The organism is Psychrobacter sp. TAE2020 (assembly GCF_018919485.1).
Classification (GTDB): Bacteria; Pseudomonadota; Gammaproteobacteria; order Pseudomonadales; family Moraxellaceae; genus Psychrobacter.
In genome coordinates this window covers 2988502-3010932 of sequence record NZ_JAHLMU010000001.1, presented here as the reverse complement: position 1 = coordinate 3010932, position 22431 = coordinate 2988502, and the positions used below count along the sequence as shown (strand labels likewise).

Genomic DNA, 22431 nt, shown 5'->3' with positions numbered 1-22431 from the left:
GATGTTATGCAAGACTGAGGTAAAATTTATTAGCAAAAGTCATTAACAAAAGCTATTTTGGTTGCTGTTGACTTATCGGTAGCCACTATTAGACTAGGATTAAACCTCTAGGTTGGTTAGGTTAGGTCAGCTCTATAAATTATTATAGTGCTTTGAAAGCTCTAGCTTTTACCTTATTATCTGCCAATATTTCACTGCTCTATATACTCACTTTTATACGGACAATCACTTATTATGGATATCGTTTTAGCTATTGTTTGGGTCTTGGCCATGGTGCTACACAGTTTCTCAAGCGACTATGCCTTGACCTTTCCCGCTCATAACAATCGCAGCTTACCGTTGATTCGTTGGGGCTCCTTATTAGTAGCTATCGGCTTATCTGCCTATCTAGCAAAAGTCTATCAAGCCAACTTACAAGGCTCAGGCATTTGGGTATTTTTCATGGTAGTGTTTGTGATTATCGTTCTATCGAAAATAGTATTCAGATGGGTGCTTAAAAGACGGCGTTAACTCGCCTAGTATCCTCTATCAACAGCGCTATAATGCCCTACCTAAAATGACAATATAGAAATAAAAATTCATGACTAATCCTAAACAGCAGACATTAGCAGCAGTAGATAAAAGAGTTGATCGTAGCTTTGATGATGTCGCCGATCATTTTGAAAAAAAGGTTTATGGTGGCCTTAAAGGCGAAATTCGACTGGCAGTATTGCGCCGTGATATTTTTGCTTACGTCGATAAGCTAAGCCACCATCTTGGTCGGCCTTTACGTATTTTAGATGTAGGTGCAGGACTGGCTCAAATAGCCATAGAGCTAGCCGCTAAAGGTCATAGTGTAGTTATCAATGATATCTCAGCCAACATGCTAATTAAAGCCAAAGCTAACTTTGAGCAGCTAAAGATGGCTCATACTGATAAGAATGATTTTGGCGAGGTGAGCTGGTACGTTTGTCCTTATCAACAGCTGACCGCAAAGCTAAGTGGCGAAAGCCTAGATCAACCAGTAGAAAAATTTGATCTAATACTTTGTCATGCGCTGCTCGAATGGTTGGCAGAACCAGTAGCTATTATGGACTTTTTTGATAGCCACCTCAGCCCTGAAGGCGCACTGTCTTTATGCTTTTATAATCCTGCTAGTTTTGAATACCGCAATCTGATTATGGGCAATTTTAACTTGCTAGATAGTTTGCTTAGTGCGGATGCCTATCAAGCTGATAACAAAAAAAGCCTGACTCCCAATTATCCAGTAGCCAAGCCGCAAGTAGAACAATGGCTACAGAGTCATCACTATCAGACCGTAGCAGAGAGCGGTTTAAGAGTATTTCATGATTACGCACCGCTTAAGCGTGGAGGTCATAATGATCCTGAAGCAGTTATTCGCATGGAGCTGCGCTACTCCAGTCAAGAGCCTTACAAACGCCTAGGGCGCTATTTACATATTTTGGCCACTCGTTAACTGAGTAATGCTCGCTTTACTATTGGCTCAATATGGACTTAAACTTGGTACTATACTAAGCTTGAGGCTATTTTAGGAGCAGTGCAAGAGCGGTTAAAAAACATCATGACAGACTGTAGTCTGACCAAGTAGTAGCATTAATATTTTTTTCATTAAACACTACTATGTGTTCAAGCATCGGCAAAATACCTATGCGCGTGCCTACCGCATGATTATGATGACTAGCGACTAAAGACAATACTATCTGCCCATCATCTAATTGCAAACGATACAGATAGTTGGCTCCACGAAACACCCGCCCTACTACTAGCGCTGTCTGCTCACTGTCATCATCATGAATAATATCATCTGGACGAACTAGTACTTTAATCGGAGTGCCATTAGGATAATCGTATTCGCAATACTGCGATTGTCCTGAGGCATTATAGACCTCCATAGGTCGGTAGATATCCCCTAATACTGTCTCGACATGACCTTCTTTTATGATGCCATCAATCATCGCCCCTTCGCCTACGAACTCGGCGACAAAAGGACTAACCGGCTCATGGTACAGCTCACTTGGAGTGGCCCATTGAACCAATTTGCCTTCATTCATAACACCCACTTTATCAGCCAAAGCAAAAGCTTCGTTTTGATCATGAGTCACTAGGATCGCTGTAGTATTAGTGCGTTTTAGAATATCGCGTACACTCATAGCTAAGGATTCACGCAGTACTACATCTAAGTTTGAGAAAGGCTCATCGAGTAATAATAGTTTAGGTTTTGGTGCTAACGCACGAGCTAAAGCTACCCGCTGCTGCTGACCACCAGATAGTTCTGCAGGTCGCTTATCAGCGTGTTCAGTGAGCTCAACCAGTTCTAACATTTCTAGAATTCTAGCTTTTTTGTCATTAGCGGACCATTTACTCAAACCAAAACCAATATTTTTGGCAACGCTTAAATGACCAAATAATGCATAATCCTGAAAAACCATACCCATGCCTCGATTAGCTGGAGCCACTGCAAACGAGCTACGTTTACTCTGGTCGGTTAGACGCTGATTATTCAGGCTAACCTTACCTTGACGCGACTGCTCTAAACCTGCTATTGCTCGTAGCGCTGTGGTTTTTCCGCAACCGCTATAGCCCAAGAAGCAGCCAATCTCACCTTGTTGCAGTGTTAACGACAAGCCATTAACTACAGTAACATTCTCATAGCCTACTACTAAATCTTGTACTTCAAGATAAGGACTGTCCGCAGCCTCTATCTTAGCCGTATCCATATCATCATGAGCCTGTTTAGCGTCATGATACTGCTTACCTTGTTGCGCAGATATCAACGGCTGCTGTCTAGCATTAAATCTCGTCCTAAGAGTAGGCTTGCTGGATACAGGTTGGTCTATCGAGTCATTAATTAAGTCAGTATACATAAACGTTACCCATAGGCTGTTGATAAATAGAGCAATACATTTGTTGGGCTAATCTGACTAATAGTTAGTTAGTCAGTTGGTGGGCGCAAGTAAGCAATAACTGAATAAGTAGCAATAAATAATAGTAACAAAACAACAGCAACGAAATAATTTAATCCTAACTTTAGCTGTTTTTGTCGCTCTGGCGTAGTAGTATCCAAACCGGAATAATACCAACCATAACGATTAATAAACTGGGCAATGCCGCTCGTCCCCACATGCCCTCACTAGTCATCTCAAACACTCGTACTGCCAACGTATCCCAGCCTTGTCGACGAGTCATCAAAGTGATGGGCATCTCTTTCATTACTTCTACAAACCCCATTAATAATGCGGTAAGCACACCAGGACTGAGCACCGGCAACACGACATGGCGCCAACGTTGTAGTGGACTGTCACTCAGTAACTCAGCAGCAGCCTCAGTATTAACGGTCAAACGTTGTAACTGCCGGTCTACTGGCTGAAAGCTAACGGTCATAAAGCGGGTCGATAGTGCTAGAAGCATCACAATGACGCTACCCGATAACACTTGCTCTGAGGTGATACTAAGCGCAATTAGCTGATTATCTAGCCAAGCTATGGGAATAAATACCCCAACCGCCAATACAGTTCCCGGCACCACATAACCCAAAGTAGCTAAAGTGGTCATTAGCTTAGTGCTTTGATCTGGATACTGCCGTTTTGTCCAAGCAATAATAATAGCTAATACCGCTATAAACAAGGTGGTCATACTAGCAATAAGTAAACTATTAGTCACAAAATCGATATAACGGGCATCAAAATCTTGCCGAAAATTTATCGCCGTCCAATAAACCAACTGCAAAAATGGAATCAGAAAAGCAAGTAAGAATACGCTAGTACAAAGCAAGCTCATCCCTAATTTAGCACTTTTGCTAGTCTCAAAGCGGCGGTTATTGCCTTGAGTGAGTGATTTACCACGTCGAGCCTGCCAATATTGTTCAAACAATACTACAATAAATATCACGCCGATCAGTAAAGCGGCTAATTGAGCAGCCGTAGTCAGACTAAAAAAACCAAACCATGCTTTGTAAATAGCAGTAGTAAAAGTATCAATATTAAATACTGATACCGCACCAAAGTCTGCTAAGGTTTCCATAGTAGCGAGTAGTAACCCACCAATAATCCAAGGCAGCGCTTGTGGTAAAGCTAAACGAAAAAATATCCGACTGCGACTTAATCCTAGCATCTGCCCTGCTTCAATCGCTCGCCTGCCTTGCGACAAAAAGGCTTGCCGTGCCAGTAGATATACGTAAGGATAAAAAGCTAGCGATAGTACTAAACCTGCACCCCAAATATTACGTACAGAAGGAATAGCCGTAGTGATTCCTAAGTCGCGCAATCCAGTCTGTAATGGCCCGCTAAAGTCAACAATACCGATAGTTACGAAAGCAAGAACATAAGCAGGTATCGCTAATGGCATCATTAAAGCCCAAGCAAAAAACCGCTGTCCAGGGAAGCGGTACATGCTTGTAACCCAAGCCAGGGCAGTACCAAGACCGCCAGAGATTACCGTCACCATCATTAATAGAATGGCAGTATTCTTTAGCACTTGTGGCAACACATACTCACGCATATGTATCCAGATATCAGAAACTGGCTGTGTCCAAGAAAATAAAACAACAATAATCGGCACTAACATAAACAACGAAATCAGTCCTAGGACTGATTTCGATAGTATACGGCGGCTTAAGGTATGATCTTGGCTGACTGCTTGATCGTCACTCACAATATTATCTCGATTGGCAGGTGTTTTTGGGACAGTTATTATAAACTATCATCATATAATTAATGCCCTCTCATACCTAAAAAACTTATTATTTATAACCGGCTTTATCCATCATTTGAATAGCTTTAGTCTGTAGTGAGCCAAATTTTTGTACGTTAATGCTATCTTGCTTGAACTCACCCCATGACTTGAGCAGCTCTGATTTATCAACACCTTCTTTTACTGGGAATTCTTTATCAGAACTAGCATAGATACCTTGTGCAGCATCTGAGGATAACCATTCCATAAGCTTTAGCGCACCACTTGGGTTATCAGAGTTAGCAATGACTCCAGCTCCAGAAATATTGACATGAGTACCAGAAGTATCTTGATTAGCCCAAAATATTTGTACTGGGAAATCAGGCTTTTCATCAAATAGACGGCCGTAGTAATAACTGTTAGCAACGGCCACTTCACATTGACCAGCAGCAACCGCCTCAAGCATACTAGTATCATCACTAAACACATCAGTAGCTAAGTTAGCTACCCAGCCACGAATGACTTGTTCAGTTTTTTCTTCACCTAGATTCTCTATCATACTTGCCACTAATGACTGGTTATAGACCGAGTTTGAAGTACGTAGACACAGCTTACCTTTCCATTTCGGATCAGCCAAGTCAGCATACGTTGATAGCTGTGATGCTTCTACTTTGCTTGGGTCATAAAAGATAGTACGAGCGCGCAATGATAACCCAGTCCACAGACCTTTTGGATCACGATATTTGGCTGGGACATTAGTCTCCAAAACACTTGAAGTCACTGGCTGTAATAGCCCTTGTTCTGCCGCTTGCCATAAGTTACCAGCATCTACTGTTAATAGCATATCGGCTGGAGTATTTTTGCCTTCAGCTTGCAAACGTGCCATCAATGGACCAGTTTTGTCAGTGACTAGCTCGATTTTCACTCCAGTCTCTTCAGTATATTTATCTAACAATGGTTTGATTAGCTGCTCATTGCGTGACGAATAGATAGTCACTACTTCACCGTTAGCTACAGTCGCTGTACCCTCAGTAGCCGTATCTACAACCGCAGTCTCGTCAGCTGTTGTACTCTCAGTTTGCTCAGGAGTTTCGGCTTTTTGACAACCAACTAACCCTAACATTAAGCTGAATATGGCAACCGATAAAGTCGCTTTGGCAGGACGTGCAAAAGATAATGGTGCAACGAGCGTATTCAACGACATAGATGTCTCCAAAGTAAGGCAAAAAACAATAAATGATTGCTACGATAGCTGATCTGCTGTTAACCATCGAAGCCAAAGTTTGCTAATGAGAAGTGTCAAAAAGTAAAAATAATATACTAATACAAATGAGATTAATTATCAATACATTTGTTTGACCCAAAAAATACCCTTTATACTGGCTATTTACCTACTGCTAAAAACGCTGTTATTGAGGCTATTTTATTTTTATATACTATTTAATCACATCACGCTCAATGCTCTAAAATTAACAGTGCAATAACCACTGCCCCATGATGACGTTAACCGCTGCTTCGGTTCGTAGTATCCGTGGACCAATACTGACGGCTTGGCAGCCTTGCTTCGCTAATAGCTCAATCTCGTAGTCAATCCAGCCTCCTTCAGCGCCAATACAAACCACTGTTGGCAACGATTTATTTACTGTATTGGCAGACAATGATGGTGTTGAAGCTGCAAAAGAGGCTACTTGCTGCTGTTGCAAATAGTTAGCTAAGGTCAGCTCGGTATAAGGGTGGGCTACGATAGCACCAGAAGTTATTAAACTGGCTAACTCATCTTCTACAAAAGGCTTAAAGCGTTTTTTTAGACTAATAGTTGGCGCTATAGTGTCAACCCCTTGCTGCAAGCCTTCCAATACAAACTCATCCAACCTAGCAAGCATGGGACTTTGCCAGTAGCTTTTTTGCGTACGGTAGCTATTGATAAGTATGATATGACCTACACCAAGAGCGGTCATGTCTATAATTAAACGCCGTAATACTTTAGGTCGTGGCAAAGCCAAAATCACTGTGACATCAAGCTTTGCAGGGGGTGCGCTGTTTAATACTACTGCACTGAGCTGAATTTTATCCGCTGTTATGCTATCGATAACCGCTGTACCAAGATTAGCGCCTAGCTCACCAATCTTGAGCGTATCACCTATTTGCGCGCCTAATACTTTATTGACATGCTCTATTTGGGACGCCGTATTGATATAAGCATAAGGATGAGAAAAGTTAGCGGCTGGTAATAAAATGCAGTTCATAGTCAATCATATCTGGTTAGAAGAAGCTCTATTTAGAGCAATCTGTGTTTAAAAAATAAAACCGTGCAGCAATGATAGTGGCGTAGGCTAAGGTTGTCGCTCAGTATCAACTAAGGTAAATTCACAGCAAACTGCTCAACCACCTCTTCGATCATAGTCAATTGTTGCCTCAGTATTGACTGCTGGTCAGCGGTTAACTGCTCTCCTGCAGCGCCCGCCAGCTTAGCTGACTGTGGGTGACTAAGCCAAAACTGTAATTGCTTATAAATAAGCACCATAAGATCGGTATCCCCAGTGCTTTCTAAGCTAGCTGCGGGATGATCTGGGGAGGGCTGGTTATGAATGACTGGTTGTTCACTATTAGACACTTTTTCATAGAAATTGTTATTGGGTTGGTACAGCGCCCCTACGCTCGCCAGCTGATCAACAACGCTTTGACAAGATTGCGTATATTGGCCAATCAGTACAGGGGTGGCTACACTGGCAGGCTCTACTGGGTTGTGCCCACCAATATCGACCAATGAGCCACCCACTAAAGCCACATCGGCTAGTGCATACCATTGCATCAGCTCCCCCATGCTATCAGCTAGATAGACTTGCGTCTGCGCTGTAATAGTCTCATTAGCACTGCGCCGCGCCATCTGTAGCTCTGATTTTTTTATAATAGTAGCCACTTCATCAAAGCGCTCTGGGTGTCTAGGTACTATTATCAATAAGCTATTGGTCATAGTAGGATCAGATAGCAGTTGCTTGTGCAAGGCAATCGCAGCTCTCTCCTCACCACTATGAGTACTAGCCGCTAGCCAAATCGGACGCTCTTTCTTAGCTACCAAAGCTTGTAGCTCATTAATTAGCCGATTAGTTAGCTTTGCTTTTGGCTGAGGGTTAAATGATGCCGATAGCGAATGTTGCTCAGGACTGCTGACAAGCTTTGGGGTGTTAATCAGCCACTTAAGCGAGCCAGTAACGCGAATTTGCGAGCTATCAGCACCTAGTTTATGAAAGCGCTGGGCTGACTCTTCATCTTGCGCGATAATTAAAGTTAGGTTACTCATCATACTGGCACTAACCGCACCAATCTTCTGATAACGCTGAAAGGAAGCCGCAGACAGTCGACCATTAACTAAGATACTAGGAATATTATGCTCAGAGAGCTTAGTTAAAATATTTGCCCACAGCTCAGTCTCGACAAATAGCGCTGCTGCTGGCTGCACATGCGCTAAGAAGGTTTCGATTACCGCCGGACTGTCCACCGGCACGTAACTATGAGCTAAAGTCCCTTGCGCTATTTCATTAGCAAAAAGACTGGCACCACGAGCAAAGCCAGTTTGGGTAGTGTTAGTCAGCCAAATTTTATAGCCTTTTGCCAGTAGCGCATCTAATAGCGGCGCAACCGTGTTGGTTTCGCCCAAAGATACCGCATGACACCAGATAAGGCGCTGACTAGCACTAGCTTGCGGACGTAATGGATAGTGCTTACCAAAACGCTGGGCAACCTCTTGCTGATAGTTGTCACGCTGATGCGATCTTCTCCATACTTGCAGGCGGTATAAAGGCTTTAATACACCGATAGCCATTCGATAATACCAAGGTGGTTGGCTAGGGCTACGCTTGCTCAAAGACAATTGCTTGGATGAGTCACTGGTCAAAGGTGCTGACTGAGCGGCAACGCCGAATCGCTTAGCATCAGCTGCTAGTTTTACAGGTGGTATATCAGAAGATGGCATGTACAAGCCTAAATTAATAAGAGAAAGTCAGTAAGATCATCATAGACAACAATCGGAGAAAAACAGTTATAAGTAAACCATTATAGATAAAAAAGTCACAGAGCAATAATCATAGAAATAATCGTAGAAGTACTCATAAGCACTGCGGTATATATTGCCATTGCTTAGCCAATACTCGACCAGCATAAAAGGCCAATGCTAGGTAGGGTTACCTTACCCTAAAATATCCAGCGCTACAATAACGGACTAAATAGCCGCACTAGATTATCGAATAAGCGCTGATAACCCTGACGTTGCTCCCATTCCTCCAAGCTTAAAAGCCGACAGTTCTGTAAATAAGAATGCTGACAATCGGCTATCTGCGCCACCATCTCTGCACTATAGATAGCCAAACTGACTTCCATGTTTAAATAAAAACTGCGCATATCAATATTAACGGTACCAAACAGGCAGTAATCATCATCTATCACTACCATTTTTGCATGCAGTAAACCGCCTTTAAACAAAGCAATCTTTACCCCTGCCTCTAACAGCTCTTGATAATAAGATTGCGAAGCATGCTGTACTAAAAATGAATCCACCTTTTCAGGGATAATGATGATGACCTCTAAACCGCGCTTAGCTGCTGTTATTAGTGCACCCGATAAAGCTTCATCAGGCACGAAATAAGGGGTAGTGATTTGAATGCGTTTATTGGCACGGTGAATAATAGTCACTAAAGTGCTATAAATCACATGAGCAGTCACTTGCGGAGCCGAAGGAATTAGTTGTGCGGTGACGTTTTTGACTACTGGCATCTGCGCAATCGCAATAGAAGTCGTGCCTTTTAACGGTTGCAAGCCCAGAATTTCTGCATGATAGTCCAGCTGGTCATTGGGTTGCTTGGTCACTTGACTACGTCTGTCAATATCATTAATGGTCGGCGGTAGCACATAAAGCTTACGAGTATAAGTATTCATCCGGTGATGCAGGGCAGCCAAATTATCTTTATTCTCTGCACCAATATCGGTAATCACCACTTTGGCCATCGCTGTTGCAATACTAATCGGCTGGTGACTGACAATACGAATCATCACATCTATCCATTGGCCAACATTCTTATCTTGTTTAAAAAACTTAGGGTCAATCAGATTAAAACTACCGGTATAGCCAATATTTTCATCGATAACTACTATTTTGCGATGGTTGCGCAAATCAGAGCGCTTAAATAAAGTTTTGAATAGCCCTACTGGTAATGATTGATGGACTAACACCCCTGCTCGCTCTAGCGCCTTATGTTCAAAGCTATTAAAAAAACTAAAGCTACCAACGCTGTCTACTAAGATATGACATTCTACTCCGCGCTGCGCCGCCGCCTCTATAGCTTTTAACACATCGAGAACTTGACCTTTAGGATAGATAATATAAAACTCTATCAGAATACTGCGCTTAGCCTCATTGATGTCAGCAATTATGCGCTCAAAAATCGTTTTCGGAGAAGTTAGCAGTTGCATTTGATGATCGGGATATACCCCAAACCCTGTCCAGCGTGTGCCAATACGACTAACACCACGATAATTATCTGGCAATAGACTTTGGCCTTGATCGAGCACCAAACGTTCACGTGCTGCCATATTATTAGTCATTATTTGCGCTTGCTGCATACGCTGACGATAGCGGCGACCAATCATCGGCTCCCCAAGCAGTAAATAAGAGAGTAAGCCTACCGCTGGTAAAGTATATAGCACAGCAATCCAAGCGATTGCCACCCCAATATTGCGTTGTACTGAGACAATACGTAGGGTCATGACCACCATGACAATGATATGCAATATTAGACCTAGCCCGGCGAAGTCGATCCAAGACCAAGGGTTAAGCTGTTGCTGGGTAACGATGGGATTTATGTCAGTCTCCATGAGCTTGCGATAGCAATAGCCATTAAAGTAAATTGAGAGTCCTACTTCAATTAGTAGAAATGTGGGGGTACTTTAAACACCGATAGTTTAAATACCGATAGTTTAAACACTCATAATTTAAACACTCATAGTATAGTAGCTTTGGTGGCAGGTACAATAGCCAAGTCTAAGGTCGAATTAATAGCTTAATTTACAACACCTTAAAGGGTTAAAATAAATATCTTCAAAATTAGATGAAATACTGTTTGACAGGGCAATGTATTTCTATATAATACACACCCACAGCAAGGGGCTTTAATTAGTTGTTAGCTGTTGGAGGTTTTGAGAGGTTAGAGGGTGACAACTTTAGCTGTTTAGACCTTTAGGAAATTTACCTTTAAGTAAATTTCTCTTGCGAACCTAAAATTGCAGTGCAATTTTTTAACGCAAAAAACTAGAAAATTCCCTTTAAGGTATTTTCTCTTGCAGAGCTAAAAAAGCAGTGCTTTTTTTACACGCTCTTCAGGGTGATTAGCTCAGTTGGTAGAGCGTCTGCCTTACACGCAGAATGTCGGCGGTTCGAATCCGTCATCACCCACCACTATTTAGTATAGTGTTACTCATAAGTAGTACACTGGGTGGTTAAATAAACTAAAACGACCTTAGCAGCGGTAGTTCAGTTGGTTAGAATACCGGCCTGTCACGCCGGGGGTCGCGGGTTCGAGTCCCGTCCGCTGCGCCATATTTAAAACTTAGTTAGCTTTTTAAGTTTAAGCAAAGTTTCAACCTCAAGTATTAGTTTACTTGAGGTTTTTTTGTGTTTGCAATTTAGGGTAAGTATGGTTTTGGTTTGAACTACTAGCCTTAAACGTTACAAAAGCTGAGCTTCCGCTATTAGGGTACCCAACTGAGTTTAGCAACTAAAGTAAGTAGTGATATAATGACCTGATAATCGATATTTTATAAAAGGTTTACATCATGGCTCGTATGGCTAGCGCATTACATATTTTAGTCAAAGACAAAGAACTGGCTGACGACATTATTGCCAAACTCAAAAAAGGCGCCCAGTTTGATGTGTTGGCTAAAAAACACTCAACCTGCCCCTCCGCTAAAAAAGGCGGCAGCTTAGGTGAGTTTAAACAAGGCCAAATGGTACAGCCATTTGATAAGGTCTGCTTCAGCGGCAAACTTTTCACCCCGCATTTAGTAAAAACCAAATTTGGCTGGCATGTGGTTAAAGTGCTTTACAGAACCTAATGGTTAAAACCCTTATCGAATAAACCCATTGATAGCTTTATTATCAGAACCTTATAGGATTATTAGAGCCTTATAGATCTTAAGGCTAATTTGCAGAATTTAGTGGTCTAGCCTTTTGATTTTAAGAAAATCTTACCTCAAGTACTCATTTACTTGGGGTCTTTTGTTTATGCAAGTTTGATTTTGTCTCAACCCTACCATTTATAAGGTTATTGCTACTGTTTATCTAGTGAGTGATGGCAGTTTTGGCTAAGCTTTAAGCGTGCTTTAGTATTTAGCAATACTTTACTATGAGTCGTATACTGGGGCTTACAAAAGCATCAATACTAAAAATTTAGTCGCCAAGGCTACTAGCGCTCAAGCTGACTCTGATGTGCTCTGTAGCTCTCTAGCCCGACTAACACTATGATCATCGCTAAAAATAGCAAGCTGATGCTAGTTACACCCAATCCTAAGCCACCATTTTTGACAGGCTGAGACAACCAATCTCCCAAAGCAGCGCCTAAAGGCCGAGTTATGATATAAGCTAACCAAAAGTATAAGACGCTATTGATTTTTAAGGTATAAAAGGCAATAGCTATTAAGGCAATGGCCGCAGCAAAAATTAGGGTAGAAGTCTGATAACCCAGTTGCAACCCTTCAGCAAACCAGTCTCCCGCTGCCGTTCCTAAGGCAAAGGTCGCCAATATAGCCACCCAATAGTACCCTTCACGCGCTAGACTATTGATATGATGAATCGATAAGGTCTTTTCACGGGCGTACCAGAGTGCGAATACCGTAGCTAATATAATACTAAATCCAATCGTAGACACCGCTAATGGAATGCCCATATTATCTGTCATGTTATCGGTGATTAAAGTGCCTAAAATGCTAACAAACACTACGGTAAGCCAGTACTTCCAAGGAATATAGCGATCGGCTCTGAGTTGGACCGTCAGCGCTATAAGGAACATCACAGCCATGATTAATGAAGTAAGGGGCAAGCCAAGCTTATAGTTAAAATTTAGATAATCAGCCGCGGTCTCCCCAACTGTCGTCAACATCATCTTGATCAGCCAAAATATAAAGGTAATCTGCGGTACTTTATTCCACATACCCTGGGCAGAAGAACCGACGGGGGCAGGTGTATGAGATGAAACTAAAGATTGAGTGTTAACAAAACCTCCTTAACAGCGATCATTGACAGTCAGCACCCCAGAATCAGGTATGCTCTGACTGTTAGAATAATCCTTCATAAATTAAGAAGTCGTTAAGGTGCACTAGCAGTTTACAGCTAATACTCTAATTTTTGCCTATGGCCGTTTCTTTACCGCTAACACCTCTACTGTAGCTGTACAAGCTTCAAACACTAAAGGTCAGTTCTCTACTATCCAACGTGAAGATAACAAATACCAGTGCGCGATGAATGGTAAGCCTTTGTACTTCTATGCTAACGATACTAAACCTGGCGACAAAAACGGTGACGGCAAATTTGGAACTTGGGACGTTATTAGTACTAAATAAGCACTAACAAGTTTAAGCTGGTCAAAATCCAAGTACTAATTGCTTGGGTTTTTTTATAGTGGATAGTTTTGGCAAATAGCTTTCACAAAAGTAACGTTTCAAATGAAGAACAAATAAAACGAAAGGGCCTTTGGGCTTATAATAATAGTAAAACTCTGTACAAATGATCTTAACTTTGCATTAAAAGTATTATAAGTATGATTAAAGATTTTAGATACTATAGAATTAATCTAACAGCATAAAAAGTATAAAGGTTAGCAGTTAGCAAAATTGAAGTATGAAGTGCTCTGATAAATGTATTATGGTTGAATAAATGGCTTATCTTTGCAACAACTATAGATACTTGTCAAAAAAGCTTTGCTCAATGAGCACTCAAGGTCAGAATAGAACCACCTATTAACTAGTAAAACAGACTAATTTAGACGGATAAACAAACTATTAATAGCTAATTTACTAAGACATACCATAGATTAGGCCATAAGGAACACAAAAAGCCGTGCTGTTTTTGATAGGTTTAAAGCAGTGTAAAACGTTAGAAAAATCAGGATTTTTTCTTTTATAAATTCTATCCATTTCAGCTTGTTTTAGGCGCTTTAGGGTACGTGAGTCCAGCTTTATTACTTCTGCTGGCTTATCATTAAGACTTATAGTTTCTTCAAGATCAAACATCTCTGCATCATCACCAAATCTAAAAGTAGCGTTATTAACAGTAGAGAAATTTTCATGAGAATCGGTTGTAAAATCAAGCTGCTGAACCGAATAAACTAGGCTGGCACCTATAGCACCCGCAAAGCTACAAGGTGTTTTTTTGAGTAATTTTTTATTGATTAACGATACTGTGCTGCAAGTGGTATCGCCAGCAACTTCACCGACCATAGCCATTGCACTAATAGACCCTAACATCATAGGCAAAATAACAAGCCATTTCTTAATAGACATTGGAGCAGCTCCCTATTGGTTTTTAAACTATCAAATATGAATTAGAATTATTTGCCACCCACTTCTTTAATCTATAACTTGCCCTCAATAGCATGACAAGGATAAAAGTGAGATAAACTTTGCTAATCCAAGTAATCTGACCTTAGAATATGAACATTTTAACGCTATTAAATGATATTTTTTTGTAATGAGGATACTTCTTAGCCTACTTAACATCTTCTTAACAAGGTACTTGCTACCTTAGAAAATGAAGCCCTCTCCCATTCTATTAAGAAGTCCATGGATGTCAAAACAACCCGTTAATAATCCAAGTATGCCACAAGATAGTGCTGTAAACCTTAGTAAAACGGCTGCTGTAACTAGCATTAAAAGCCGACTCTATAATCGTCAGATCCATTTGGCACACCTGATTATAGTAGTTACCTTATATTTAGTGGCTAGCGCCAATATCGGTTTCTTTGAGCAAGTATTGGCTATTTATCCGTTTGCTGAAAATATCGGCTTTATAGTTTCTCTTACTGGCATATTGTTTGGGTTAATGTGGTTGCTGTTTCAGCTGCTATGCTATCGCCCTACGGCAAAAACAGTGCTTATCTTCATGGTATTAACTGCGGCAGTATGTGGTTATTTTACTGATAACTATGGAACAGTATTTGGTTCTGATATGTTGACGAACAGCTTGCAGACCGATCAAGCAGAAGCTATGGGATTGATGGCACCGAGCTTTGTTATCCGGCTGTTGTTACTAGGTATATTACCAGCTTTTATTATTAGCAAGGTTCGCCTAGAGCGTCACACTATGGGTCGAGCAGTAATACAAAAGACAGCGACGCTGATAGCAGCTATTGCTCTAATTGCAGTATGCCTGCTGCCTTTTGGTGATCAATACGCCACCTTTTTTCGTCAGCATAAATTAGTACGTAGTTATACTAATCCGATCACCCCTGTTTATTCAGTGATCAAATTAGGTATCGACTATGTCGATGAGTTACGCCGCCCTGACACTATGATACTGCATGCTACTGATGCCAAACGTAGTACAGCCGTCAGTGGTACAGCCAAACCTAAATTGATGGTGTTCGTCGTCGGTGAAACGGTTCGTTCCGATCACGTTGGTCTCAATGGCTATCAGCGCGATACTATGCCCTTACTTGCCAGCCAGCCAGACATTTATAGCTTTAAAGACGCAGCTTCTTGCGGCACTTCCACTGCTTATTCAGTGCCTTGTATGTTTAGCTATGCTAATCGTGAAGACTACGACCCTGATACTGCTGATTATAACGAAAACGTCTTAGACACGCTTAGTAAGCAAGGCGTCAATGTGGTTTGGCGTGACAATAACTCCAGCTCCAAAGGGGTAGCAGATCGAGTTAATTTTGAGGACTACAAAACCGCTGAAAAAAACCCTGATTGTGATATTGAGTGTCGTGATATCGGTATGCTTGATGGTTTCGACAAACTAGTTAAATCAGCGGCTAAACCTCAAGATACCCTTATTGTGCTGCATCAAATGGGCAATCATGGGCCTGCTTATTACCAACGTTATCCCAAACAGTTTGAATACTATAAACCTGTCTGTATGACTAACGAGCTGTCTAAATGTGATGATCAGTCCGTTATTAACGGTTACGATAATGCTATTCGTTACACTGATTATTTCTTAAATTCCATTATCGATACTCTAAAGCCTTATCAGCAAGACTATCAAGTAGTGATGGTATACATTAGTGATCATGGGGAGAGTTTGGGGGAGAATAATATCTATTTACATGGCATGCCCTACAATATTGCACCAGAGGCACAAAAGAAAGTGCCCGTGATTGTCTGGTCTCCTAAAAACAATAGTATCGATGCTAGCCGCTTAGCTAATATGACCAGCCAGCCAGTATCACATGATTTTATTACTCCAACTTTGCTTAACTTTTTTGGGATTACTACTAAAGAAGTTGATTCGGAGCCAACCTTTTTTAACTCGATTAATTAACTGCTAGTTTTGTTTTGGTTAAGCTTTGTCGAGTCGACGTACTGCTAGAGACTAGTTATCAATCGCATCCTAGTCGTTGATAGATAGCCATTATTAATACTAATGGCTAGTTACTAACAGTTACTGATACTTGTTAACACTTATTAACACTTATTAATAGAAAGCTCATGGATAACACGCTGATGCATAAAATACTTATCATTGAAGATAATCCCGATATCGTGGCCAATATCTATGCTTTTTTTGAGCCAAAAGGTTTTGAGCTTGACAATGCTCATAACGGACTGAGCGGATTGGCGCTAGCCGCAAATAATCTTTATGACGTCATCTTGCTGGACGTGATGCTACCTGGTATGGATGGTACTAAACTGTGCAAAAAGCTTAGAGAAGAGCACCATAACAAGACCCCAGTATTAATGCTGACCGCGCGCGATACTATCTTAGATAAAGTGGCAGGGTTCGATAGTGGTGCTGATGATTATCTAGTCAAACCTTTCTCGCTGGTTGAATTGGAAGCCCGTATCAAAGCCTTAATACGTCGCCATCAAGACGAGCATTTTGGTCATAGTATAGAAGTAGGCAAGCTGTCTCTTAATGCTGCTGAACACAGTCTTAAACGCGAAGGTCAATTGCTAAAACTAACCCCAACAGGGTTTAAGATTATGCATACACTAATGAGTGCTGCGCCGCGAGTGGTCAGCAAGGCCGAGCTTGAAGAGAGGGTATGGGGAGAAGACACGCCGAATAGTGATGCTTTGCGTACCCATTTACACAGTGTACGCGCGCAAGTCGATAAGCCGTTTACCGTACCAGTGATAGTAACCATAGCTGGTATTGGCTATCAGATCATTGATCCTGATCATTCTTAGACCTCCATAAGTAGCAGCTATCAGCTATCAGCTATCGGCAGCTACTACCGGTAGCGTCTCGCTAGCTGCTTTAAACCCTCTATAGTGTTTTGAGCTTTTAACTTTTAGCCTTTAAATAAGTCACTGCCATGTTTAACTTAGACTCTATCACTAATAAATTTCGACTATCCTACTTAGTGTTTACGGTTTTTCTGTGTGCGACTTTTATCAGTATTTTCTTGTATGCTGAGACTCGAATGGAGCAGGAGTTAGTAAAAGCGCGTCTATTGCAACAGTTGCAGCTCAGTCAAGAGCAGCATGGCGAACAGAGCATTTATAAAGCCGACCCAGGCATCACAATCTATCAATACCTCGCTGCGCCAGAATCGTTACGAAATTTAGCGACCGACACTGTGCAAGAGATAAAGGTAACCGTCGATAATCAAGGGCGTGCCTCTGAGACTAACCTACATTTTTTTACCTATCGACAAAACCAACATGCTTATATCTTGACTTATTTAGAAGACAAAGAAATGGTGATGGAAAACTATCCTGTTTTGGCAATTTTTGAGCACTTAGAAGATATATTTGCCGATGCGTTGAGAGTCGCGGTTATTTTAAGTTTGCTTATTGCGGCGATATTCTCGCATTTATCGGCTAAGCAAATTACTAAGCCGCTATTGGATCTGAAGCGTGCAGTAGAAACTGAACATCAAAACTTAACTGAATTGACTCACTTACCCTCAGAAGTTGGCGTATTGGCAAGGGCAATTGATGAGCAGAATAATAAGCTGGCCGAGTACTTAAAACGTGAGCAGCTATTCACCGGCGATGTCAGCCACGAGCTACGCACGCCATTAACGATTATCTTGGGTGCCTCAGAAGTGCTGGCATCGCAGTTGGCTGAAGATAGCTATTTGAGTGAATTTACCACTCGTATCAGTAATACTGCCAAAGAAACCTCTGAGATTATCAGTGCCTTATTACTGTTGTCTCGTAATCCTGAACAACTAGATGCGCCACCAACTTCTATCAATAGCATCGCCAATAGCGAAGTGACCCGCCTACAATATTTACTCAAGTATAAACCAGTGACTTGTACAGTAGTCGCAGACCAAGACTACATAGCCGAAGTGCGGCCTGAGCTACTAAAAATGGCTTTAGGCAATTTAATAAAAAACGCCTTTCAATACACGGATGAAGGGGAAGTTATGGTGACTATCGATAATAGAAAAATCACTGTGACTGATACTGGTCTAGGTATTCCTGAGATTATGATGCCGCTACTATATAAAAGATTTAAACGCTTAGATCATAATTTTAAGCAAACTGCTGACGGTTTGCTGTTAGATGAGCCAACTAGTAGCAACGTAGAGGGTACCGGTTTGGGACTGAGTATCGTGCAACGTATCATGACTCATATGGGCTGGCAGCTAAGCCATCAAGACCATAAAACTGGCGGCAGTACCTTTATTATTTATTATAAATAACCGCTATAAATAATCTTTATAAATAATAGCCATAAATTGACTATCTTAGAACACTAGTTGTTTTAGAAAGCTTCTATGTCTAAAAACTGACTGCTTTTTAAAACAACTACTCTTAAAAAATGACTACTTCTCAAACTGACTGGCTGTCAAACCTGCTTGCTCAGTGACTAGCATTGCCTGTCGCTGATATCACTAGCTTGACCCTACCCCTGTGACTTCCGCCCTAACTGCTCGTTATAGACGAGCATCCCAAGGTCTTAACGCTTTCTTAATACTCACTGTCTTATACTCAGTAATACTGATTATTAATGATGGTGAAGCCCTTAATATGAGCAAAGATAATCCTATGTCTACCCCTGTCAATGACCAACAGACCAATTGCGACCGTCTAGCTCCAGCAACCGCTGAGCCATTACTCGCAGTCGATAGCTATGCTAGTCAGGCTAAAGGTAAAACTGGTGTCTCTCGTATTATTAAAGCTACGGGCTATTCTATTGACGGCTTCCAAGCGGCTTATAAATTTGAGGCGGCTTTCAGGCAAGTGCTTTGGCTCAACTTATTATTGTTGCTTGCCATAATATTCCTGCCTTTCGCTATCCCTATAAAAATGCTGCTGTTAATAAGCTCTTTTTTATCTTTGATCGTTGAGCTATTCAATACAGGTATTGAAGCCTGCGTTGACCATACTTCGACAGAGCAACATCCATTGGCCAAAATAGCCAAGGACGTCGGTTCTGCTGCGCAATTTCTAACCTTGCTACTAATATTTGTCTTATGGATGCTGTCCTTATCAAGCCTATTCTATTGAGCAATAGTTAGGCATCTCGCAAAGGGTCAAAAACTGACGAAAGCTGGTGCAACTAAATAACTGTAAGACGAGATATCAATGACCTTAAAAGATAATTCAACTGACTGGATTTGGCTCAAATTGTTGTGCTTAACTATAATCGCAACCTTAACCTTAGAACATAGCCAATTAGATATTAGTATCAGTCAGCTTTTTTATTCTAATGGACACTGGTTGCTGGCAAAGGGCCAACAGCCTTATCGATTTATCTTCTACGACTTCCCTAAAGCGTCACTCATACTGTTAGGGATTTATTTGCTACTAACCTTACTCTATAGTTATTGGCGAAACCGACGTCCTTCTGCTTATGCTGATCCTAATAATGCTAGATCATTGCCTAGCAAAATATTTACGTGGTTACCCCTCCGTGAAATCAGTTATTTACTGCTTGTCATCATCTTAGTCCCTAGCATTATTGCCACTCTCAAAGGTGTTACTCATGTCAGCTGCCCCAATAATTTAATTTTATTCGATGGTAACTTAGCTTATCTAAATATTTGGCAAAATATCCTTGCCAAAACGCCAGCGAAGTGCTTTCCAGCCGCCCATGCCAGCGCCGGATTCGCCTTATATGGCTTGGCATACTTGCCTAGCTTGCAGCGTTATCGAAGCAGAATTATTATCACCGTCACTATTTTAGGCTGGAGTATGGGTTTATATAAAATGAGCATTGGTGATCACTTTTTTAGTCATACCTTAGTTTCGATGCTGTTGTCATGGACTTTAGCTTGTGCGTTAGCTGTTGGATTCTTTAAAACCAGCTTTAACAAGATTGGTTAATATGACTAGTAGCTAGCTTACAAAGCCAAAAGCAAAACAATCATAATATTATAAAATATAGCTACTAAACCCTTGAAAAATAGTATATAAAATGATTAACAGTACAATTTTTATCGTTGATAAATAATAAAGCCTACTTTCAGCAACAAAGTACTTAGTGTATAAAACATTAATAATGGAATATAGCTATGGTAGGACTATTGGGTAAGCGATTAGCGATGCTGGTAGTAATGCTAACTAGTCTTAGCAATAGTCATGCTGCCAACTATGTCATTGACTCTAATCAAACTCACGTACGCTTCGCTATTGATAATCTGAAAACTTCTGTCACTGCTGGCGGCTTTTATAACGTTAAGGGTCAGCTGCAATACGATGCACTATTAAGAACCGGCAGTATCGCCCTTATTATTCCTATAATATCTTTAGATACTGGTAATAAAGCTTTTAATCTGAAGCTCACTAGTGCAGATTTTTTTGATACGCAGCGCTTTCCCTCTGCTACTTTTACCTCAACCCAATGGCACTTTAACCATAACAAACTAGGTGCACAGGTTACCCAAATTGACGGTAACCTTACTTTGCATGGTGAGACTCACCCTATTAGCTTAAAGGCCACTAAGTTCAACTGTGCTTTGAGCACTACGATTAATAAAGATGTCTGTGCGGGTAGTTTTACCGCTACTATTGATCGCACCAAATGGAATATTAAGAAATACACTTTATTTGGTATTACTAAAGGCCTCACTTTAAACATTCAAGTCAAAGCAGTTAGACAATAGCTTTATTACAGTAACAACATCAACATCGTAGTACTAGCCAGTTTTATAAGGATATTATGACTGCACTTTCTGCACTCTTGTCAGCAATGGTACTTAGTATAGTATCCAGTGCTGCGCTGGCTGATAGCGCAAGCTCTCTCAGCCTAAGCCTTTCTAATACGAGTTTGCTCACTACTAGCCCAGCTATTAGCCTACCTAATGTCAGTCCAGCCAATAGCGATTTAGCAAATCGTGGTGCTTATGTGGCGCGCACTGCTGACTGTATGGCTTGTCATCGCGAAGACTATACTGGCGGCGTGGCGATTGAAACGCCTATTGGCAATATTTACTCAACCAATATTAGCCCTTCTAAGCTCTATGGCATCGGCAACTATACTGAAGCAGATCTAAAAAAAGCGCTACAAAAAGGCCGTGCGCCTAATCATCAGATTTATCCAGCTATGCCCTATCCGTCCTATCACGGTATGAGCGACGAAGATATCAAAGCGCTATTCGCTTATTTCCAAACCGTACCTCCTGTAGAAGTCGCCCCTGAAAAAACCACTCACCTACCGTTTCCGCTAAATATCCGCACTTTGATGTTGGCATGGAATCTGATCAACGTACCCTCTACTGACAATCGCTTAGGGCTCACTACAACCCAGCAACGTGGCGAATATCTCGTTAATAATGCTGAGCACTGTGGTACTTGTCATACGCCGCGCAATCTTACTCAAGGTTTAAATAAGAAAAAATATCTATCTGGTGCGCCACTGGGTAAATGGTACGCACCCAATATTACTCCTGATAACAACAGTGGCATCGGGCGCTGGAGCGAGCAAGATATTGTCACTTATCTCCGTACTGGCATGTTGGATAAACGCGCTTATGCTGGTGGACCAATGGCCGAAGCAGTGGCCCATAGCACTCGTTATCTAACCGATGAAGATTTGGCTGCGATGGCCGCTTACTTAAAAGTGGTTCCTGCTATTGAAACCGACGACTACTTGCTACCTGTGAATGTTGCACGCTTACCAAGTCCAGTGAGTAGCTCTATTAGTTATAATTTGATAGAACAACAAGACTATTTGGCTCAAACTTTAGCCAACACTAAGGCAAAAATTAATACTGCTGATAGCGCTACTAATAATCCTACTGATAGCAGCTCGCCAAAGTCACTATATCTTGTCGCTTGCGCCAGTTGTCATGGCGTAGATGGCTACGCCCAACCCGATGCCCGTTACGCTTCTATCGTCGGTCTTAGTAGCCTCCGCCGAGCCAAACCTGATGCTTTGATTAACGTCATCGCTTATGGCGCTAAAGGGGCGCTAAATACTGCTCCAAAAATGCCTGGCTTCGCTAAAGAATTAACTCATGCGCAGATTGCTGATATTACCAATTATGTGCGAGTGAACATGGGTGGTCTGCAAAGCAGTAAAGTCACTGCTGATGAGGTCAAAAAAGTAATGAAATAAGTCAGTATTTGCAGTCATGGACGAATGCTCTATAA

General features: G+C 41.4%; 19 protein-coding genes and 2 tRNA genes. 13 read left to right on the top strand and 8 right to left on the bottom strand.

The window, feature by feature from the left end; translation table 11 throughout:
• Positions 1-234: 234 nt before the first annotated feature.
• Positions 235-510, top strand: a complete 276-nt coding sequence (locus tag KPY62_RS12395; RefSeq protein WP_216582657.1) for a hypothetical protein — start codon at positions 235-237, stop codon at positions 508-510.
• A 70-nt stretch (positions 511-580) separates the two neighbouring features.
• Positions 581-1456: a methyltransferase domain-containing protein gene (locus KPY62_RS12390; protein ID WP_216582655.1), complete on the top strand. Its 876-nt coding sequence runs from the start codon at positions 581-583 to the stop codon at positions 1454-1456.
• 103 nt (positions 1457-1559) lie between these two features.
• On the opposite strand, the gene KPY62_RS12385 is transcribed toward KPY62_RS12390, so the two are convergent.
• The 6 genes from KPY62_RS12385 to KPY62_RS12360 all read right to left on the bottom strand — a co-directional run bounded on the left by KPY62_RS12385 (position 1560) and on the right by KPY62_RS12360 (position 10536).
• Positions 1560-2717, bottom strand: coding sequence for an ABC transporter ATP-binding protein (locus KPY62_RS12385; protein ID WP_416384066.1), 1158 nt, complete (start codon positions 2715-2717; stop codon positions 1560-1562).
• 310 nt (positions 2718-3027) lie between these two features.
• On the bottom strand, positions 3028-4650 hold the full coding sequence (locus tag KPY62_RS12380) for an iron ABC transporter permease (RefSeq protein ID WP_324033924.1): 1623 nt from the start codon (positions 4648-4650) through the stop codon (positions 3028-3030).
• An 88-nt stretch (positions 4651-4738) separates the two neighbouring features.
• A complete protein-coding gene (locus tag KPY62_RS12375) occupies positions 4739-5872 on the bottom strand; it encodes an extracellular solute-binding protein (RefSeq protein WP_216582651.1) in 1134 nt (377 codons plus the stop codon).
• A gap of 265 nt (positions 5873-6137) precedes the next feature.
• Positions 6138-6914 carry a 16S rRNA (uracil(1498)-N(3))-methyltransferase gene (locus KPY62_RS12370; protein ID WP_216582649.1) on the bottom strand — a complete coding sequence of 259 codons (777 nt, stop codon included), beginning with the start codon at positions 6912-6914 and terminating at the stop codon, positions 6138-6140.
• A 110-nt stretch (positions 6915-7024) separates the two neighbouring features.
• The gene (locus KPY62_RS12365; protein ID WP_216582647.1) at positions 7025-8641 is read right to left on the bottom strand and encodes a 3-deoxy-D-manno-octulosonic acid transferase; all 1617 of its coding nucleotides are present in this window, start codon (positions 8639-8641) and stop codon (positions 7025-7027) included.
• 233 nt (positions 8642-8874) lie between these two features.
• Positions 8875-10536, bottom strand: a complete 1662-nt coding sequence (locus KPY62_RS12360) for a cardiolipin synthase (protein ID WP_216582645.1) — start codon at positions 10534-10536, stop codon at positions 8875-8877.
• A 504-nt stretch (positions 10537-11040) separates the two neighbouring features.
• Between KPY62_RS12360 and KPY62_RS12355 the strand changes: the two genes are divergently transcribed.
• The 3 genes from KPY62_RS12355 (at position 11041) to KPY62_RS12345 (ending at position 11772) form a co-directional block, all read left to right on the top strand.
• Positions 11041-11116: transfer RNA gene (locus KPY62_RS12355), tRNA-Val, on the top strand.
• Positions 11117-11180: 64 nt separating this feature from the next.
• Positions 11181-11257 (top strand) — tRNA-Asp (locus KPY62_RS12350).
• 236 nt (positions 11258-11493) lie between these two features.
• Positions 11494-11772, top strand: a complete 279-nt coding sequence (locus KPY62_RS12345) for a peptidylprolyl isomerase (RefSeq protein ID WP_201622512.1) — start codon at positions 11494-11496, stop codon at positions 11770-11772.
• 350 nt (positions 11773-12122) lie between these two features.
• On the opposite strand, the gene KPY62_RS12340 is transcribed toward KPY62_RS12345, so the two are convergent.
• Entirely contained in the window at positions 12123-12866 is a 744-nt protein-coding gene (locus KPY62_RS12340; RefSeq protein ID WP_216582643.1) for a hypothetical protein, read from the bottom strand.
• A 190-nt stretch (positions 12867-13056) separates the two neighbouring features.
• Here KPY62_RS12340 and KPY62_RS13975 point away from each other — a divergent pair, with 190 nt between their 5' ends.
• On the top strand, positions 13057-13275 hold the full coding sequence (locus tag KPY62_RS13975; protein WP_216583382.1) for a hypothetical protein: 219 nt from the start codon (positions 13057-13059) through the stop codon (positions 13273-13275).
• A 453-nt stretch (positions 13276-13728) separates the two neighbouring features.
• Here the strand turns inward: KPY62_RS13975 and KPY62_RS12330 are convergent, their stop codons facing one another.
• On the bottom strand, positions 13729-14214 hold the full coding sequence (locus KPY62_RS12330; RefSeq protein ID WP_216582641.1) for a hypothetical protein: 486 nt from the start codon (positions 14212-14214) through the stop codon (positions 13729-13731).
• Between the two features lie 283 nt (positions 14215-14497).
• Between KPY62_RS12330 and KPY62_RS12325 the strand changes: the two genes are divergently transcribed.
• From KPY62_RS12325 to KPY62_RS12295, 7 genes are all read left to right on the top strand, one after another.
• Positions 14498-16198 (top strand): phosphoethanolamine transferase, encoded by a 1701-nt coding sequence (locus tag KPY62_RS12325; protein ID WP_216582639.1) that lies wholly within the window; start codon positions 14498-14500, stop codon positions 16196-16198.
• Positions 16199-16380: 182 nt separating this feature from the next.
• On the top strand, positions 16381-17067 hold the full coding sequence (locus tag KPY62_RS12320; protein ID WP_216583380.1) for a response regulator transcription factor: 687 nt from the start codon (positions 16381-16383) through the stop codon (positions 17065-17067).
• Positions 17068-17195: 128 nt separating this feature from the next.
• Entirely contained in the window at positions 17196-18536 is a 1341-nt protein-coding gene (locus KPY62_RS12315) for a sensor histidine kinase (protein WP_216582637.1), read from the top strand.
• A gap of 346 nt (positions 18537-18882) precedes the next feature.
• Entirely contained in the window at positions 18883-19344 is a 462-nt protein-coding gene (locus KPY62_RS12310) for a diacylglycerol kinase (RefSeq protein ID WP_216583378.1), read from the top strand.
• 78 nt (positions 19345-19422) lie between these two features.
• Complete coding sequence (locus tag KPY62_RS12305; RefSeq protein WP_216582635.1) at positions 19423-20163, top strand: PAP2 family lipid A phosphatase; 741 nt, start codon at positions 19423-19425, stop codon at positions 20161-20163.
• Positions 20164-20351: 188 nt separating this feature from the next.
• Positions 20352-20942 (top strand): YceI family protein, encoded by a 591-nt coding sequence (locus KPY62_RS12300; protein WP_216582633.1) that lies wholly within the window; start codon positions 20352-20354, stop codon positions 20940-20942.
• Between the two features lie 56 nt (positions 20943-20998).
• Positions 20999-22396, top strand: a complete 1398-nt coding sequence (locus KPY62_RS12295) for a cytochrome c (protein ID WP_216582631.1) — start codon at positions 20999-21001, stop codon at positions 22394-22396.
• The last annotated feature ends 35 nt before the right edge of the window (positions 22397-22431 follow it).